A 15,749-nucleotide genomic window follows, 5' to 3' on the forward strand; every position below is an offset into this window, starting at 1 on the left:
GATTTACTGCCAGCTGTAGCGCAGAGGGTTCTGGGCACTACCAAGCGGCGCGCGATAGCCGGTCAGATCGACCAGCCCGTCGTCGCGGGCCAATTGCAGGTTGCGGTTCAGGGACAGCACATTTTGCAGCGTCTGCAACTCGGTGCTGGAGGTCAGCGCCAGCATCAGGCGATCGCCGTTTACCGCCAGTACCTCGGCGGTGCTGACCTGAGCCAGCCCCTGCAGATATTTGGTTGCCTGGGAGTACTGAGCGAAACTGCGGATACCGGAAATCTCCACCATAACTGCGCTGGCTACTCCGGTATCGGAGCTGTGCACTGCGTAGCGCTCTGCCAGCAGGTTGGCGGCCTCATTGACACCGCGCAACGCCACCTCTTCCATCGTGGTACCACTGGCATCGAAGGCGTAGCTGCGACCACCGTGAATCAGTAGCCAGTTTGCCTGCCAGCGCTGACCGGAGGTCTGCAACAGACGTCCCATCAGGGTTGCATCCGGGCGGTAGCGAACACCGGCGCGCTCCGCCGCACTCTCATCCTGCGCCCACAGGCTGCCCAGGGGCATATTGCGCTGGTCATTCAGATCCATGACCGGAAAGTCGAGCGGCAGGCCGCGCTCCATGGCGAGACCATCCAGCAATCCGAACAACTCCGGGTAGTCTTCCTGGCGAAGACTATCGCGGCCGGACTGCAGGGTATCCACCGCCATCCACACTAGCGTACCCGGGCGATTATTGGGCCACAGGGGCAGCTGCAGCTTGTGAACAAGATCGTTCACCGCTTGCGGGTCGAAGGCCAGTTGCAGGTACAACTGATTGTTATCACTGTCGTAGCGATAGCTCTGCACAAATTTCTGGGCTTGCGCCAGAACCGGTGCAACCTTGGGGTTGTTGGCGATGTCCTGGTCACCGGTAACCCGAACAAATACGCGCTCCAGACCACGTGCGGTGGCGTCGGCGCGGTCAGTGGCGCCGCGGCTGGCAACGGCTTCACTCACATCGTACAGGTCCGGCATGACCCGCGCGCTGGCGGGTGGGACCACTAGCGTTGCCGACATCGCTGCCAGTAACAGCACAAACCAGAGCAGTGCACGGGGGGTTATGGTCAATGGCATTGGCTCTCAGTCCCCTTTTACCTCTTTATATGTATCAGACGTCCGCAGAGACCAGCTTCGGCCTGATATCGGCCGGTTCCAGTGGGTTACACGGTGCCTTCCTGCGCCGGAGACGGGCCCCCGGCAGTCAATTACCGGCTATTGTATCAGTGTCGGCTGTTTCTCCCAGCCTTCAGTTCGCACATTCAGGTAATTTTCTACTAGAATACGCGCCCTTCCAATTAGGCCCTTATCAGGTTGAACCATGAGCGACTCCAAGCCGAACTCCTCCAGCCCCTCCCTCAGCTACAAAGACGCCGGTGTCGACATCGACGCGGGCAACGCCCTGGTTGAGCGTATCAAGCATGTGGCCAAGCGCACCACGCGCCCGGAAGTCATGGGCGGCCTGGGTGGGTTCGGCGCACTCTGCCAAATCCCCAGCGGCTATAAAGAACCGGTTCTGGTCAGCGGCACCGACGGCGTGGGCACCAAGCTGCGCCTGGCCATGGACCTGGGCATCCACGACACCATCGGAATCGACCTGGTGGCCATGTGCGTAAATGACCTGGTGGTTGCCGGCGCCGAGCCTCTGTTCTTCCTCGATTACTACGCCACCGGCAAACTGAACGTGGATATCGCCGCAGACGTGGTCACCGGTATCGGCAAAGGTTGCGAATTGGCCGGCGCAGCACTGGTGGGCGGCGAGACTGCGGAAATGCCCGGCATGTACGAAGGCGAAGACTACGACCTCGCGGGTTTCTGTGTGGGTGTGGTTGAAAAATCCGAGATCATCGACGGTAGCAAGGTCCAGACCGGCGACAAACTGATCGGCCTCGGCGCTTCCGGCCCCCACTCCAATGGTTACTCGTTAATCCGCAAGGTACTGGAGATCAGCGGAGCCGACCTGAACAAAGACCTGGAAGGCAAAACCCTGGCCGAGTCCCTGATGGCGCCCACTCGCATCTACGTGAAGAGCCTGCTGGCGCTGATGAAGGACGTACAGGTCAACGCACTGAGCCACATTACCGGTGGCGGCCTGCTGGAGAACCTGCCGCGGGTGCTGCCAGACAACGCCCGCGCGGTGATCGACACCAAGAGCTGGGATCTGCCACCGGTATTCCGCTGGCTGCAGGAGGCGGGCAACATTGAAGGCCGTGAGATGTACCGCACCTTCAACTGCGGAGTGGGTATGGTGATCTGTGTGCCAGCGGCAGATGCCGACAAAGCCGTTACCAAGCTCAAAGAACTGGGCGAGGACGCCTTCATCGTCGGCACTATCGAAGCCGCGAACGGTGGCGAAGCCGTCGAGCTGGCGGGCCTGTAATTCCCGATGCCCAGCAGCACCATGTCGCCTACCGACAACTCAACCCCATCGCAGAAATGCCGCGTCGTTGTTCTCATCTCCGGCAGCGGCAGCAACCTGCAGACCTTTCTGGATGCCGCGGCCGGCGGTGACGGCGACTATTCCGTGGAAGCGGTAATCAGCAACAAAGCCGACGCCTACGGACTCACCCGAGCACAGAATGCGGGCGTACCTACCGAAGTCCTGAGTCATCGGGATTTCAGCGACCGCGACAGCTTTGATCAGGCAATGGTGAAGCTGATTGATGGCTACGGGCCGGATCTGGTGATCCTCGCCGGTTTCATGCGCATCCTGACACCCCACTTTGTCCGCCACTTCAGCGGGCGCCTGTTGAACATTCATCCATCTTTGTTGCCCAAGTACCAGGGTCTGCACACCCACCAGCGCGCGCTGGATGCGGGCGACAAGGAACATGGCGCCACCGTGCACTTTGTCACCGAAGAACTCGATGGCGGCCCGCCTATTCTGCAGGCGGCGGTGCCCATTGAAACCGGCGATACCGCCGAATCCCTTGCACAGCGAGTGCTGGTGCAGGAACATAAAATTTATCCGCTGGTGGCAAGCTGGTTTGCCCAAGGACGTCTGCGCATGGTGGGCGACCGTGCCGAACTGGATGGAGAGCTGTTGCCACGCAGCGGAAAACGGTTGTAGAGCCGGACTACACTTCCGGCCTGACACTGACCCACAATGTATGGAAGTCAAAAACAAGGCCGGAGGTTGTCTTTTGAATCGTTTCACTGCTGCTGCCGCTTCAATATCTTTTCTCTTTGCTGCCTTCCTCAGCAGCCTCCCGAGTAGTGCCGAAACCGAGCAAACGCCCGCTGTTACTGACGATCCCGCAGTTCTCGTTCCTTTCACGGCGATTTACGAGGCAGAGTTCAGCGGGTTTGGCGTCAAAGCCGAGCGCAAGTTGACCGGCAGCCCGCAGAGTTGGCGTCTGGATTTTTCCGCGCACTCGATGTTTGCAAAGATCGAGGAATATTCCCGCTTCGCGCAACAGGGCACCAGGCTTACCCCCCAACACTATGACTACCAGAAATCCGGTTTGGGCCGCGATCGTCACACCGCTCTCAGCTTTGAGGACGGTGGCAAGCGCATTCTGAATATCTACGATAAATCCCGTAGCATTGACAACGCGCCAGCAAATATCCAAGACAAGATCAGCTACCAGCTGCAGCTGGCAATTGATATCGCCAATGGCAAAACGCCGCTGCAATACCAGGTTGCCGATGGCAAAAAAATTCGTGACTATGAATTTGAGGTGGCGGGAGAAGAGACCATCAACACACCCATGGGCAAAGTCAGAACTATTAAAGTTCAGCGAGTGCGCGGCAAAGATGCAGATCGCGTCACCAATATCTGGTTTGCGCCGGAGTGGAATTACGCACTGGTAAAACTGATGCAGCGTGAAGAAAATGGCAAAAGCTACCAGATCACCCTGACAAAATTATCCATCGATGGAAAAGAAATCAGCGCACAAAAATAATTAGAAATTTTTTTCACATCTATACAAAAAATTTACGACAAACCGTAGATTTTTCCGCTACAGGCTACTATAAAGTCGTCGCATTCTCCCCGTGCGTAAAATTCGCACTGCTAGAATCAAGCTACTGGGAATTTGTTTGCTTGAAGCAAAAACTTTCTGGAAAAGCTTCTTCGCCAGTATTGGGCCAAATTCCCGCTGGCATAATTTTCAGCAAAAGAGTGGGACCTCATGACTATCAAAACTTTGCGCAGAGCCGCATTAGCGGCAGCAATCTGTTCCGCATCCAGCGGCGCCATGGCTGCTGGCTTTGCACTTCAGGAATCCAGTGTCAGCGGCCTTGGCCGTGCCTATGCCGCCGAGAACACCGTCGGTGACAACGCCGCCATTCTCGCCCGCAACCCCGCAGGTTCAGCACTGTTTGACCGCATCACCATTACCGGTGGCTTCAATTATGTCGACCCGGAAATCGACGCCGCCGGTTACACCCAGTTTTTCGCCCAGACTCCCAATGGCGAGTTTCCGCTGACCGAACCGCTGTACCAGGAAGCCAACGACTACGCCACCGACGCCATAGTGCCGTTTGGCTATGTCGCAGTGCCAATTGATGACTGCTGGTCGTTCGGTTTTGCGATGAATGCGGACTACGGTCTGGAAACCGATTTCGATTCCAACTGGCTGGTAACCCACATCTCCGACAAAACGGAACTGCTGACCGTCAACCTCGCACCATCCGTAGCCTACAACTACCGCGACGTATTCAGCGTTGGGGTTTCCGTAAACTTCCTGTACGCGGACGCTACCCTGAACACCAAGGTACCCAACGACTTCCCGGTTGACCCGTCACTGTCCAACGCCAAAATCCTTAACGCCAGCGGTGACGACTGGGATACCAGTTGGGCAATTGGTGCACTGTGGAACATTACCGACCGCACCCGTATCGGTATTTCCTACCAGGCAGAGTTTGATCCCAAGCTCGACGCCGACGTAGATTCTGACCTGCTGCCATCCGTGGTTACCGGCTTACCGTTCGACAACGAACCTGCCGACCTGACCCTGGACCTTCCGGATGTGGCCGAGATCGGCCTCTATCACCGCTTCAATAACGAGTGGGGCCTGGCGGTAGGCGCCACCTGGACCGATTGGGACGACTTCGAGCGCCTGGAAGCATTCTTCCCCGATCAGACCGTTGGCGGCGAGCCCTACCTGCCCTACAACCCGTTGCACATCAAGGAAGAGAACTTCAAGAGTGGCTGGCGCTACAGCGTGGGCCTGGAGTACTACCCTTGCGAAGAAGTGACCTGGCGCATGGGCTACGCCTATGACGAAGGTGCCGCCCGCGACGGTCTATACACCGAAGAAAGCGAACTGGTGGGCCGCGACATCACCTGGCGCACCCTGTCCATCCCGGACAACGATCGCCAGTGGGTGACCTTCGGCGGTACTTACAAATTCAACAATCAGTTGAGCATCGACGGTGGTCTCGCCTATATCTGGGGTGACGACTCCACCATTCAGGAATTCTCCAGCCTGCCGGTATCGGCACTGGGTGGCGCACTCAATACCTACTTTGACGGTGGCACCACCAATCTGGAAGCCTGGATCGCTGGTGTAGGCCTGAACTACAGTTTCTGATCCGACGAACGGGTAAAGCTGCAATTCAAGCAAGGCCGGGTGGCAACACCCGGCCTTTTTTATTGCCCCACCTTAACGCTCACGCACCAAAACATTCCCGCACCGCGCACCGAGCGTGCACCACAAAGGGCAATTGTGACAGAGCGACAGTGTGTCTTGACGCACGTTTTCACGCCGCCGCTCCCACCTCAAACCATTGCGTACAGCGATGAACAGGGTTCCACCTAAAATTGCCCACCGGTATTTCCGGGTGACTGAAAGGCGATAAAACCTTGTTGAATTACAGTCACTTAGGGGCATCTGGACCTCCCACAGTACCCTCCTGAGCCAGTTTTCCCCCACGCCCCTTATCAAGCGCCTCAGAACCGGTGCTAAAAAAGTTGGCACGGACCCTGCAGTACCGTTTTCAACAGTGATCCATCGCAGCAATACATTTTCGTACCGGACCGGATCACAACAAAAAACACCCAATTCACATCCGTTGATTGATTGAGCCGGCAACGGCGTCAAAAAAATAGTCTGGCAGCGCGCAAGCGTATGCCCTTGAGCAGAGGCGCTCACCAACCCCGTCACAGGCGACGGGAGTTTGGTGAGCGTTTTTTTTTGCAGGTGTGATTTTTGATTACCGCATCGGCGGCGCACTGCGGACTCACAGAAAACTGAATACTTCGCAAACAGGAACCTGGAGCACACGAATCATGATCAGGAACAAACCCTTCAAGACACTCGCCGCTTCGCTAGTGCTGACTATGGGCTTTAGTAGCGCGCCCGCCACCGCAAAAGAACTTGGTTACCCGGAAAAGGAGGAACTGACGTTCGGTTTTATCAAGCTCACGGACATGGCGCCCATCGCCATCGCCTACGAAAAAGGCTTTTTTGAAGATGAAGGCCTGTACGTCACCATCGAAGCTCAGGCCAACTGGAAAGTTTTGCTCGACGGTGTAATCGATGGCCGCCTGGACGGCGCTCACATGCTGGCGGGCCAACCTATTGCCGCCACCATGGGCTTTGGCACCAAGGCGGATATCATCACCCCATTTTCCATGGACCTGAATGGCAATGGCATCACCGTTTCAAACGCCATCTGGGAAGAGATGAAACCGAATATCCCGAAAATGGAAGACGGCCGCCCGGTTCACCCGATCAAGGCAGACGCTCTGAAACCCGTGGTGGAAAAATACAAGGCCGAAGGCAAACCATTCAATATGGGAATGGTATTCCCCGTGTCTACCCATAACTATGAGCTGCGCTACTGGCTGGCCGCCGGTGGTATCCACCCCGGTTTCTATGCCCCCCACAAGGGCGACACATCCGGACAGATCGATGCCGACGCACTGCTCTCGGTAACCCCGCCCCCACAAATGCCCGCAACACTGGAAGCCGGCACAATCTACGGCTACTGCGTGGGTGAACCCTGGAACCAGCAGGCGGTATTCAAGGATATCGGTGTTCCGGTTGTGACGGACTATGAAATCTGGAAAGACAACCCGGAAAAAGTCTTCGGTATCACGAAAGAGTTCGCCGAGAAATACCCCAATACCACCGTACGTGTTACCCGCGCCCTGATCCGTGCCGCCATGTGGCTGGATGAGAACAACAACGCCAACCGCTCGGAAGCGGTGAAAATCCTCTCCCAGTCCAACTATGTGGGCGCCGACTATGACGTGATTGCCAACAGCATGACCGGCACCTTTGAATACGAAAAAGGCGACAAACGCGAAGTGCCCGACTTCAACGTCTTCTTCCGCTACAACGCCACCTACCCCTACTACTCCGACGCTATCTGGTATCTCACACAAATGCGGCGCTGGGGCCAGATTTCTGAAGACAAGCCAGACGCGTGGTACAAGGAACTGGCAGCCAAGGTGTACCGCCCGGACATTTACGCCGCTGCCGCCAAGTCTCTGATTGAAGAAAAACTGGCTAGTGCCGAGCAGTTCCCGGATTTCGACACCGAAGATGGCTTCCGCAATCCGCAGACCCATTTTATCGACGGTATCGTCTACAACGGCCAGAAGCCCAATGAATATATCGAAAAATTCGCCATAGGCCTTAAGTCCGGACAAAAACTGTAAATCGGCTTTCTCACGCAATACCCAGACAAGGCGCTGCCCAGAGCTACCGGTCAGCGCCCGCAAAAAATGCTCACTCATAACACTCAACGCCGTGTGCAGAGGTAACTGGAATGACGACCACCACCGCGAATGCCACAAAATTGATAGGCTTCAAGCTGCCGCAACTGAGCGAAGTCTTCAATCGAACCCTCGTCAGCGGAGCCATTCGGTTGATCGCCCTGCCCCTAGCGGGCATGTTCACTTTCCTGCTACTGTGGTCCATCACCGCACAGAACATCGATACGTCCCTGGGCAAATTCCCGGGACCCGCTGCAGTGATGGAGCAGTTCAACTCCCTGTACGATGAACACCAGCGATCACGGGAAAAAGAGCAGGCATTTTACCAGCGGCAGGAAAAGCGCAACGCCGAGCGTGTAGCGAAAGATCCAAGTTACGAGCCCAAGATCCGCGCCTATACCGGCAAGGAAACCTTTCTCGACCAGATTGTGACCAGCCTGATAACCGTGATGAGTGGTTTCCTACTAGCGGTGGCTATCGCCATCCCCCTGGGTATCGCCATCGGCCTGAGCAAACCCCTGAACAACGCGATCAACCCGATCATTCAGGTATTCAAACCGGTATCCCCACTGGCCTGGCTACCACTGGTCACCATGGTAGTCTCCGCGCTCTACGCAACACCCGATCCGGTGGTCGCCAAATCTTTCCTGGTTTCCCTGATTACCGTCACCCTGTGTTGCCTGTGGCCCATGGTTATCAATACCGCTGTGGGTGTAGCCGGCATCGATCGGGACTTGGTGAATGTCAGCAAGGTACTGCGTCTGCCCGCCCTGCGCCATGTACAGAAAATTGTACTGCCCGCCTCGGTCCCCATGATCTTTACCGGTATGCGTCTCTCCCTGGGTGTGGCCTGGATGGTGCTGATTGCCGCGGAAATGCTGGCGCAAAATCCCGGCCTCGGAAAATTTGTATGGGATGAATTCCAGAATGGCAGCTCCGACTCCCTTGCGCGAATCATGGCCGCTGTACTGGTGATCGGTGTGATCGGCTTCCTGCTGGACCGCGGCATGCTCACTCTGCAGAAACTGGTCTCTTGGGATAAATCAGCAAACCAGTAACCCCATCTGCACCGGAACGAAACAGCACCGGGTAACTCATTTTACGGAGCCTGAACCAATGAGCGTACTTCTCGACATCAGTCACATCGATATGGAATTCCCGACCCCCAAGGGCCCATTCACCGCCCTGCGGGACGTCGACCTGAAAATTGCCCAGGGGGAGTTTGTCTCCCTGATCGGCCACTCCGGCTGCGGCAAATCCACCGTACTCAATGTGGTTGCCGGCCTCTACCAGGCCACCCGCGGCGGCGTGATCCTCAATGGCAAGGAAGTCACCGAACCGGGCCCGGAGCGTGCAGTGGTCTTTCAAAATCACTCTCTGTTGCCCTGGCTCACCGCCTATGAGAATGTGGAACTGGCGGTCAAACAGGTTTTTGGCAACAGCAAATCCAAAGCTGAGATGCGCGAGTGGATCGAGCACAATCTTGATCTGGTGCACATGAACCACGCTCTGCACAAGCGCCCGAATGAAATTTCCGGTGGTATGAAGCAGCGCGTGGGTATCGCCCGCGCCCTGGCCATGCAGCCCAAAGTATTGCTGATGGATGAACCCTTTGGCGCACTGGACGCATTGACCCGCGCACATATGCAAGACTCCCTGATGGAGATTCAGGCGGAGCTGAACAACACCGTAATTATGATCACCCACGATGTGGATGAGGCCGTATTGTTATCGGACCGCATTGTGATGATGACCAACGGTCCCGCCGCCACCATCGGAGAGATTCTCGACGTTGATCTTGAGCGCCCGCGCCACCGCCTGGAACTGGCGAACGACCCGCTCTACAACCAGTATCGCTCCAAGGTACTGAAATTTCTGCACGAACGGCACAGTAAGCCCGACGTTCCCGTCAAAAAAACCGTTGCCAAACCCCTGCAGACGACAGAAAACACCACAACAGGTCACGCGCAGAAAGAAGCGGTGGAAGACGCCGCCTGATTTTATTGCGCCTTGCTGACTTGGCTTTTAATCTCCGCAACAGGAAAACAATATGAAAAATCAGACTCTCATTTCCCAATTCTCACTGCGCAAGAACCTGCTCGCGCTCACCATAAGCACCATAGCTGCAGCACCGGTCTTCGCCCAGGAAATGTCCGAGCAGCAGGCACCGGAGGTAAACAGCTTCGCTGATGCTCTGGCTCAAGGTGATGTATCCCTGGGCTTCCGCGCCCGCTCTGAATTCGTGGATGTGGACGGCAGTAATGTGGATCTGACCAGCCTGCAGACACGTCTTACATTTACTTCCGCAGCCTATGCAGGTTTCAGCACCCTGATCGAAATGGACGACGTCACGCATATTACGGAATTCGAAGGCGGTGTGGGCGATCCGGAGGGTACCGAAGTGAACCAGGCTTACCTGGCCTACGCTACTGGCACCACCACCTTCAAATACGGTCGTCAACGCATCCTGCTGGATAACCAGCGCTTAGTTGGCGGTGTCGGCTTCCGTCAGAATGAACAGACCTACGATGCCTTCAGCGTTACCAACACCAGCCTCGCCGACACCACATTGTTTCTGGCGCGAGTCAGAAACGTGAACCGAATTTTTGGCGAGGATAGCCCGGTGGGCGATCATACCAATGATACCTATCTGCTGAATGGTAAGTACGCGGGGCTTTCCGCCGGCACGCTCAGCGGTTATGCCTACCTGATCGACAACGAGGATGCAGCGGCCTTCTCCACCGACACTTACGGTGTGCGCTTTGCCGGAGGCAAGGGCGACCTCTCCTATGCGCTGGAATATGCCACCCAGTCCTCCGCGGCAAACAACCCTGCAGACTACGATGCGGATTACCTCCTAGCAGAAGGTAGCTACAAGCTGGGAAGCATCACCATTTCCGGCGGCTACGAACTACTGGGTGCGGACGGCGCGAACGGACAGTTCATCACCCCCCTGGCCACCCTGCACAAGTTTCAGGGCTGGACCGATCAATTTCTCGGTGGAGGTACCGGAAACATCGTAGGCGGTATTGAGGACGTGTACATTTCCGCAGGTACCAGTCTCGCCGGCGTCAAGTTTGCACTCAATTACCATCAGTTGAGCTCCGACGACAGCGGTGTATCCGGTATGGATAAACTGGGAAGCGAAGCGGGCTTTCTCGTGGCGGGCACCCTTTCCGGCGTCAATCTCAGCCTGAAATACAGCGCGTACAGTGCGGACGATTTCAGTGTGGACACCGACAAACTCTGGCTTACCGCTGCGACAAAATTCTAAAGGGAAGCAACCACTCACAGGGTTTAACCTGAGTCACTCGTTGAGTATTTACCCGGCCGCAAGGCCGGGACTTTTTCTTCTTCCCTATCTCCCTCCCTTTCTCATCCATTTTTCAGTCAGGAAAGAGAGTATGAAATCCGTTTTCTCCCTGTTTCTGTTATTTGTAGTGGGCACCGCGCCGGTATTTGCAGCCAAAGCGGAAGCACCGGCTGATCCGGCCAATGTCGGATTCAGCATGGGCGATGCCATCAATATCGCCGGACGCCAGAGGATGCTGTCTCAGCGTATTACACAGTCCTATATTCTAAGGGGTGTACAGCCGTCGGTAGACAAGCACCGTCAGGTTTTTGAGCGCTCCATGGCAGAGTTCGAGCGTAATCTCGGGCGACTCACCAACTTTGAACCGGCGAAACCGCTCGCCAATACCTTGCGACAGGTTCAGCAAGAGTGGGATGCTTTTGCGGAAGTTGCCCGGCAACCGGTGAATAAAACTACTGCTGCGCAGCTGTTCCAGCGCAGCAATACTCTATTACCTGCAGCCCACACCTACGTGATGCGCCTGCAGGCACTGGCCGATCACAGCAGCGCCGAACTGGTTAACGTATCCGGCCGACAGCGTATGCTGTCTCAGCGTATCGCAAAAAATTATGTTGCCCAGTATTGGGGGGTGGCCGGCAGCGACGGCACGCGTTTACTGTACGAGGATCTGGCGGAGTTCGAGCAGATGCTGACCTTTCTACTGGAAAGCCCGCTGAATACACCAGATATCACCCGCAATCTGCTGAAAACCCAGGGGCACCTGCATTATGCCAGCCGCGGATTTGATGGGGAGATGCAGATATCGGAGGCGCGGCAGATTCATGTCATCACCGGTACCACCGACATCATGTTGCGCAACATGAACATAATTACCGGTCAGTACGCGCAGTTATTAAACGCGGTGGAACTTGCCGCCCGCTGATTACAAGCTCGCGAGTATGTGCTGAGCAAACTCATGCACTCTTCGGTGATCCGAAGCGAACAGCTGCTGTGTCTTGCCTCCACCGACAGGGTGCCCCATTTCCCAATGAACCAATCGCGAATCAATCATTGCCCCATAGAGACAAGGCACAGCAGATGTTCCTTCAGGCCGCGCCCCACATGGCTACTTGGCAGTGGACATATAGATGATCAGCGCCGCATAGTCCTCATCGGAACAGTGGAAACAAAGCCCTGCGGGCGGCATTGCATTGAAGCCATCCCGGGCGTGCTTCACCATGGTATCCATGCCCTTGGCAAGGCGCGGTTTCCAGGCTTCGGCATCCCCGGTGACGGGCGCACCCACAAGGCCTTTTTCATGACAGCCTCCGCAGGTCTGCTGATAGGTTTCCAACAGCTTGGGGGAGATATGCACGGTATCCACTTCCGCGACTGGCTGTGTTTCCACCTCTTCGACGGCCACTTCCTGGGCAGGCTTTTCGGAGATGGACATCTCTTCTGAGGATTTTTCACCACAACCAAAGAGCAATGAACCAAGCGTGAATGCGACAAGAACCCGGAGAAAAGTATGAACAGACAAGATACGCCCTCTATTTATTGTTGGTACAGCTCCGTTGTACTGGTTATCCACAAACAGGGCAAGTGCTGCTTCCTGATAGTGTGAGGGCACGCCACTCCAGGCTGCCAGCCTCGAATAACTGCAGCTTATTCAGGCTGCTCACCGGTAAACCCACCAGTATTTTGATCGCCTCCAGAGCCTGAGTACTCCCCATTACCCCCAGTGCGGGGCCAATCACACCGACGGTTGAGCAGTTATCCACTTCCGGCAAATCACTCTGCGTCGCCGTTGGCGGAAACAGGCATGCATAACAGGGACTGGACTGTAAGCGAAAATCGAAGCTTACCAGTTGTCCGGAAAATCCCCGTACTGAAGCCATTATCACTGGGACTCTCTGCGCACGGCAGGCGCGATTGATACTGTGCCGTATCTTCAGGTTGTCGGTGCAGTCCAGTACCAGATCGAAAGACTGCTGGGATAGCAATTCGGTGAGCCAGCCCTCATCGGCCATACGGCAATGTGCGTAGATACGGATTTCGGGATTGGCGGCGGTCAGCTGCTGCGCCGCCACCTGGGCCTTGTCCTTTTCCCGGTGATTGGTTTTGTAAAGCACCTGACGCTGCAGGTTGGAAACCTCTACCTTGTCGCCATCCACCAGGTGCAGCTCACCGATACCTGCAGCGGCCAGATACAGTGCCGCCGGGCTGCCAAGGCCACCGAGGCCGATCACCAGGACCCGCGCTGCGCCCAACTTCTCCTGCCCCGCTTCACCGATCTGCGGCAACATGATCTGGCGGCTGTAACGCTGTAGCTGTTTACGACTCAACACGGCTCGGTTTCTCTCGGCAAGATTTCAACGAATCAATAGCTATTGATCGATCACTGCACGCAATTGTGCCACAGCGGCGCGGTAGTCGGGGGCCCGGGTTATCGCCGTCACCACCGCGATACTGCCCACGCCGCTTGCGGCCACCGCCGGTGCCCGCTCAAGGTTAATACCGCCAATGGCCACCAGTGGATAATCCGGCAGCAGGGCCGCCATCCGGGTCAGCTTCCGGGGCCCTTGCAATTGTCCACTCATATCCTTGGTATTGGTGGCGTAGATGGCGCCGATGGCCAAGTAGCTGGGCCGATATTGATAGGCATAGAGCAATTCGAAAAAGCCGTGGGTGCTGATACCGAGCTTGAGCCCCGCCTCTCGGATCACCTTCAGATCTGCGGTCTGCAGATCTTCCTGCCCCAAATGCACTCCGTAAGCCCCGCAGTCAATGGCGAGCTGCCAATAGTCGTTGATAAACAGCCGCAGATCGTAGCGGCGACCAATGGCGACGGCGCGCTCAATCTGCTCTTTCAGGTCGCGGCCCGGATCCTTGATGCGCAACTGCAGCGTGCGCACACCCTCCTCCGCCAGTTTCTCGATCCACTCCACGGTTTCCACAACCGGGTAAAGCCCAAGTTGATGAGAATCCGGCTGCGCGAACTCGGCGGCAAACGCCGCAGCCGCTTTCTCATTAAAGACTCCGAATGATTTCGCGCGCTCGCTGCCGGCGACCAGTACTTCGGGAAAGTCCTGCAATTCTGTGGGCCAGCCACAGTGCCCCACCGGGCCGGGGCCCGCACCGATATGATCGCTGTCGCCCAGGCGCAGCCCGCGGCGCACATAGGCATTGGCCACCACGCAGGCGTCTTTCAGCGGGTAGCCCAGCGCCAGTAATGCCGCGATCGCCGAAGATAGGGTGCAGCCGGTACCGTGGGCATCGGGAGTATCGATTTTTTTGCCGATCAGCCAGTCATTACTGGAATTCTCACCGGACCCTGAGCAAAGCAAGTCTGCCGTGGTGCCCGGCTCTAATTCAAAGTGGCCGCCGGTCACCAACAGTGCAGCACTGTGATTACCTCGCACTTTATGCGCGGCCTCGAGAATTGCCACAGCGTTATCAACGTCAGTTGCCGCCAGCCATTCCAGCTCGATACTGTTGGGTGTGATCAGATCGCACAGGGGCAACAGTTCCGTCAACACGGCGGCACCGGTGCTGCCTTCGGTCAACTGCGCGCCGCTGGTGGCGACGGCCACCGGATCGTAGATCACCGGGATGGACTCGCCTGCGGATTTCAGCGCACGCAGAAATTTCGCCACCAGGCGAACCTGCCCGGCGTTTGCCAGCAGGCCGATCTTGATGGCCGCCGGTTTGAGGTCGGCGTGCAATGCATCCAGCTGGGATTTCAGCACTTCATCGGATACCGCATTGATCGCCGGTACACCGAGGGTGTTCTGGGCGGTATTGGCGGTGATGGCGCTGCAACCGTGCACACCGAGATCGTGCATGGTGAGCAGGTCCGCCTGAATACCCGCACCGCCGCCGGAATCGCTGCCGGCAATGGTCCATACGATGGGGCGATGGTGTCCGGTACCGCTCATACCTTCTCCCCATTTTCTGCGCTGATCGTCTGCTGCCAGAACGGCATGTCCAGCGTCGGTGTACTGGGGCTGGCAGTCTGGCGTTTGAGCATCAGTCCCGCATTGCGCGCGGCGCGGCCGGACTGCACGGCGAGCCTGAAGGACTCCGCCATCAGTACCGGATTCTGCGCCTTGGCGATGGCGGTGTTTAGCAAGACTGCATCAAATCCCATCTCCATGGCTTCGCAGGCCTGGGAGGGTGCGCCGATACCAGCGTCGATAATCAGCGGAGTGTCCGGCAGGCGTTCGCGCAGGGTTTGCAGATTGTATTTGTTCATCAGACCGCGACCGGTGCCGATGGGGGAGCCCCAGGGCATCAGCACTTCGCAACCCACGTCCAGCAGCTTGCGGCACACAACCAGGTCGTCGGTGCAATAAGGCAGCACCTTGAAGCCGCGCTGCACCAGTTCCCGCGCAGCTTCGATCAGTCCGAAGGGGTCTGGTTGCAGGTTGTAGTCGTCGCCGATCACTTCCAGTTTGAGCCAGTCAGTGCCGAAAATTTCCCGGCTCATTTCTGCCAGTGCGATCACTTCTTTAGGGGTTTTGCAGCCGGCGGTATTGGGCAATAACTGGCAGCCGGATTCCTGGATATAGTCCCAGATTATTTTGCCCTGCTGCTGAGCTGGGCTCTGGCGGCGCAGGGACAGGGTGATGATTTCCGATCCAGAGGCGGCGACAGATTCGCGCATGATCGCCGGCGACGGATAGAGTGCGGTGCCCACCAGCAAACGGCTGTGGAATTCTTTTCCGTAGAGTTTCAGTTTATCGGCCATGTGCT

At 56.8% G+C, this 15,749-nt stretch carries 14 protein-coding genes; 9 read left to right on the forward strand and 5 right to left on the reverse strand.

Features of this window, described 5'->3' with window-relative positions:
• Positions 1-3: 3 nt before the first annotated feature.
• Positions 4-1,110, reverse strand: coding sequence for a DUF2066 domain-containing protein (locus tag AU11_RS05990; RefSeq protein ID WP_231491601.1), 1,107 nt, complete (start codon positions 1,108-1,110; stop codon positions 4-6).
• A 244-nt stretch (positions 1,111-1,354) separates the two neighbouring features.
• Between AU11_RS05990 and purM the strand changes: the two genes are divergently transcribed.
• From purM to AU11_RS06035, 9 genes are all read left to right on the forward strand, one after another.
• Positions 1,355-2,413, forward strand: a complete 1,059-nt coding sequence (gene purM / locus AU11_RS05995) for a phosphoribosylformylglycinamidine cyclo-ligase (RefSeq protein WP_043317175.1) — start codon at positions 1,355-1,357, stop codon at positions 2,411-2,413.
• Between the two features lie 6 nt (positions 2,414-2,419).
• On the forward strand, positions 2,420-3,103 hold the full coding sequence (gene purN, locus AU11_RS06000; protein WP_197023774.1) for a phosphoribosylglycinamide formyltransferase: 684 nt from the start codon (positions 2,420-2,422) through the stop codon (positions 3,101-3,103).
• Between the two features lie 73 nt (positions 3,104-3,176).
• The gene (locus tag AU11_RS06005; RefSeq protein WP_231491603.1) at positions 3,177-3,938 is read left to right on the forward strand and encodes a DUF3108 domain-containing protein; all 762 of its coding nucleotides are present in this window, start codon (positions 3,177-3,179) and stop codon (positions 3,936-3,938) included.
• 228 nt (positions 3,939-4,166) lie between these two features.
• Positions 4,167-5,570: an OmpP1/FadL family transporter gene (locus AU11_RS06010; RefSeq protein ID WP_043317177.1), complete on the forward strand. Its 1,404-nt coding sequence runs from the start codon at positions 4,167-4,169 to the stop codon at positions 5,568-5,570.
• 698 nt (positions 5,571-6,268) lie between these two features.
• A complete protein-coding gene (locus AU11_RS06015) occupies positions 6,269-7,645 on the forward strand; it encodes a CmpA/NrtA family ABC transporter substrate-binding protein (protein WP_043317180.1) in 1,377 nt (458 codons plus the stop codon).
• A 110-nt stretch (positions 7,646-7,755) separates the two neighbouring features.
• The gene (locus AU11_RS06020; protein ID WP_043317181.1) at positions 7,756-8,760 is read left to right on the forward strand and encodes an ABC transporter permease; all 1,005 of its coding nucleotides are present in this window, start codon (positions 7,756-7,758) and stop codon (positions 8,758-8,760) included.
• Positions 8,761-8,818: 58 nt separating this feature from the next.
• Positions 8,819-9,700: an ABC transporter ATP-binding protein gene (locus AU11_RS06025; RefSeq protein ID WP_043317183.1), complete on the forward strand. Its 882-nt coding sequence runs from the start codon at positions 8,819-8,821 to the stop codon at positions 9,698-9,700.
• Positions 9,701-9,752: 52 nt separating this feature from the next.
• Complete coding sequence (locus AU11_RS06030) at positions 9,753-10,976, forward strand: alginate export family protein (protein WP_051686997.1); 1,224 nt, start codon at positions 9,753-9,755, stop codon at positions 10,974-10,976.
• Between the two features lie 130 nt (positions 10,977-11,106).
• A complete protein-coding gene (locus AU11_RS06035) occupies positions 11,107-11,937 on the forward strand; it encodes a type IV pili methyl-accepting chemotaxis transducer N-terminal domain-containing protein (RefSeq protein WP_043317184.1) in 831 nt (276 codons plus the stop codon).
• Between the two features lie 183 nt (positions 11,938-12,120).
• Here the strand turns inward: AU11_RS06035 and AU11_RS06040 are convergent, their stop codons facing one another.
• From AU11_RS06040 to AU11_RS06055, 4 genes are all read right to left on the reverse strand, one after another.
• Positions 12,121-12,447 (reverse strand): cytochrome c5 family protein, encoded by a 327-nt coding sequence (locus AU11_RS06040; protein ID WP_081847962.1) that lies wholly within the window; start codon positions 12,445-12,447, stop codon positions 12,121-12,123.
• Positions 12,448-12,577: 130 nt separating this feature from the next.
• Positions 12,578-13,342, reverse strand: coding sequence for a HesA/MoeB/ThiF family protein (locus AU11_RS06045; protein WP_043317187.1), 765 nt, complete (start codon positions 13,340-13,342; stop codon positions 12,578-12,580).
• A 39-nt stretch (positions 13,343-13,381) separates the two neighbouring features.
• Positions 13,382-14,932 carry a thiamine phosphate synthase gene (gene thiE / locus AU11_RS06050; RefSeq protein ID WP_043317188.1) on the reverse strand — a complete coding sequence of 517 codons (1,551 nt, stop codon included), beginning with the start codon at positions 14,930-14,932 and terminating at the stop codon, positions 13,382-13,384.
• On the reverse strand, positions 14,929-15,744 hold the full coding sequence (locus tag AU11_RS06055; protein WP_043317189.1) for a thiazole synthase: 816 nt from the start codon (positions 15,742-15,744) through the stop codon (positions 14,929-14,931). The genes thiE and AU11_RS06055 overlap by 4 nt, the downstream gene beginning before the upstream one ends.
• Positions 15,745-15,749: the final 5 nt, after the last annotated feature.

The sequence above is a fragment of the Microbulbifer sp. HZ11 genome (assembly GCF_000708675.1).
In the GTDB taxonomy this organism is placed as follows: domain Bacteria; phylum Pseudomonadota; class Gammaproteobacteria; order Pseudomonadales; family Cellvibrionaceae; genus Microbulbifer.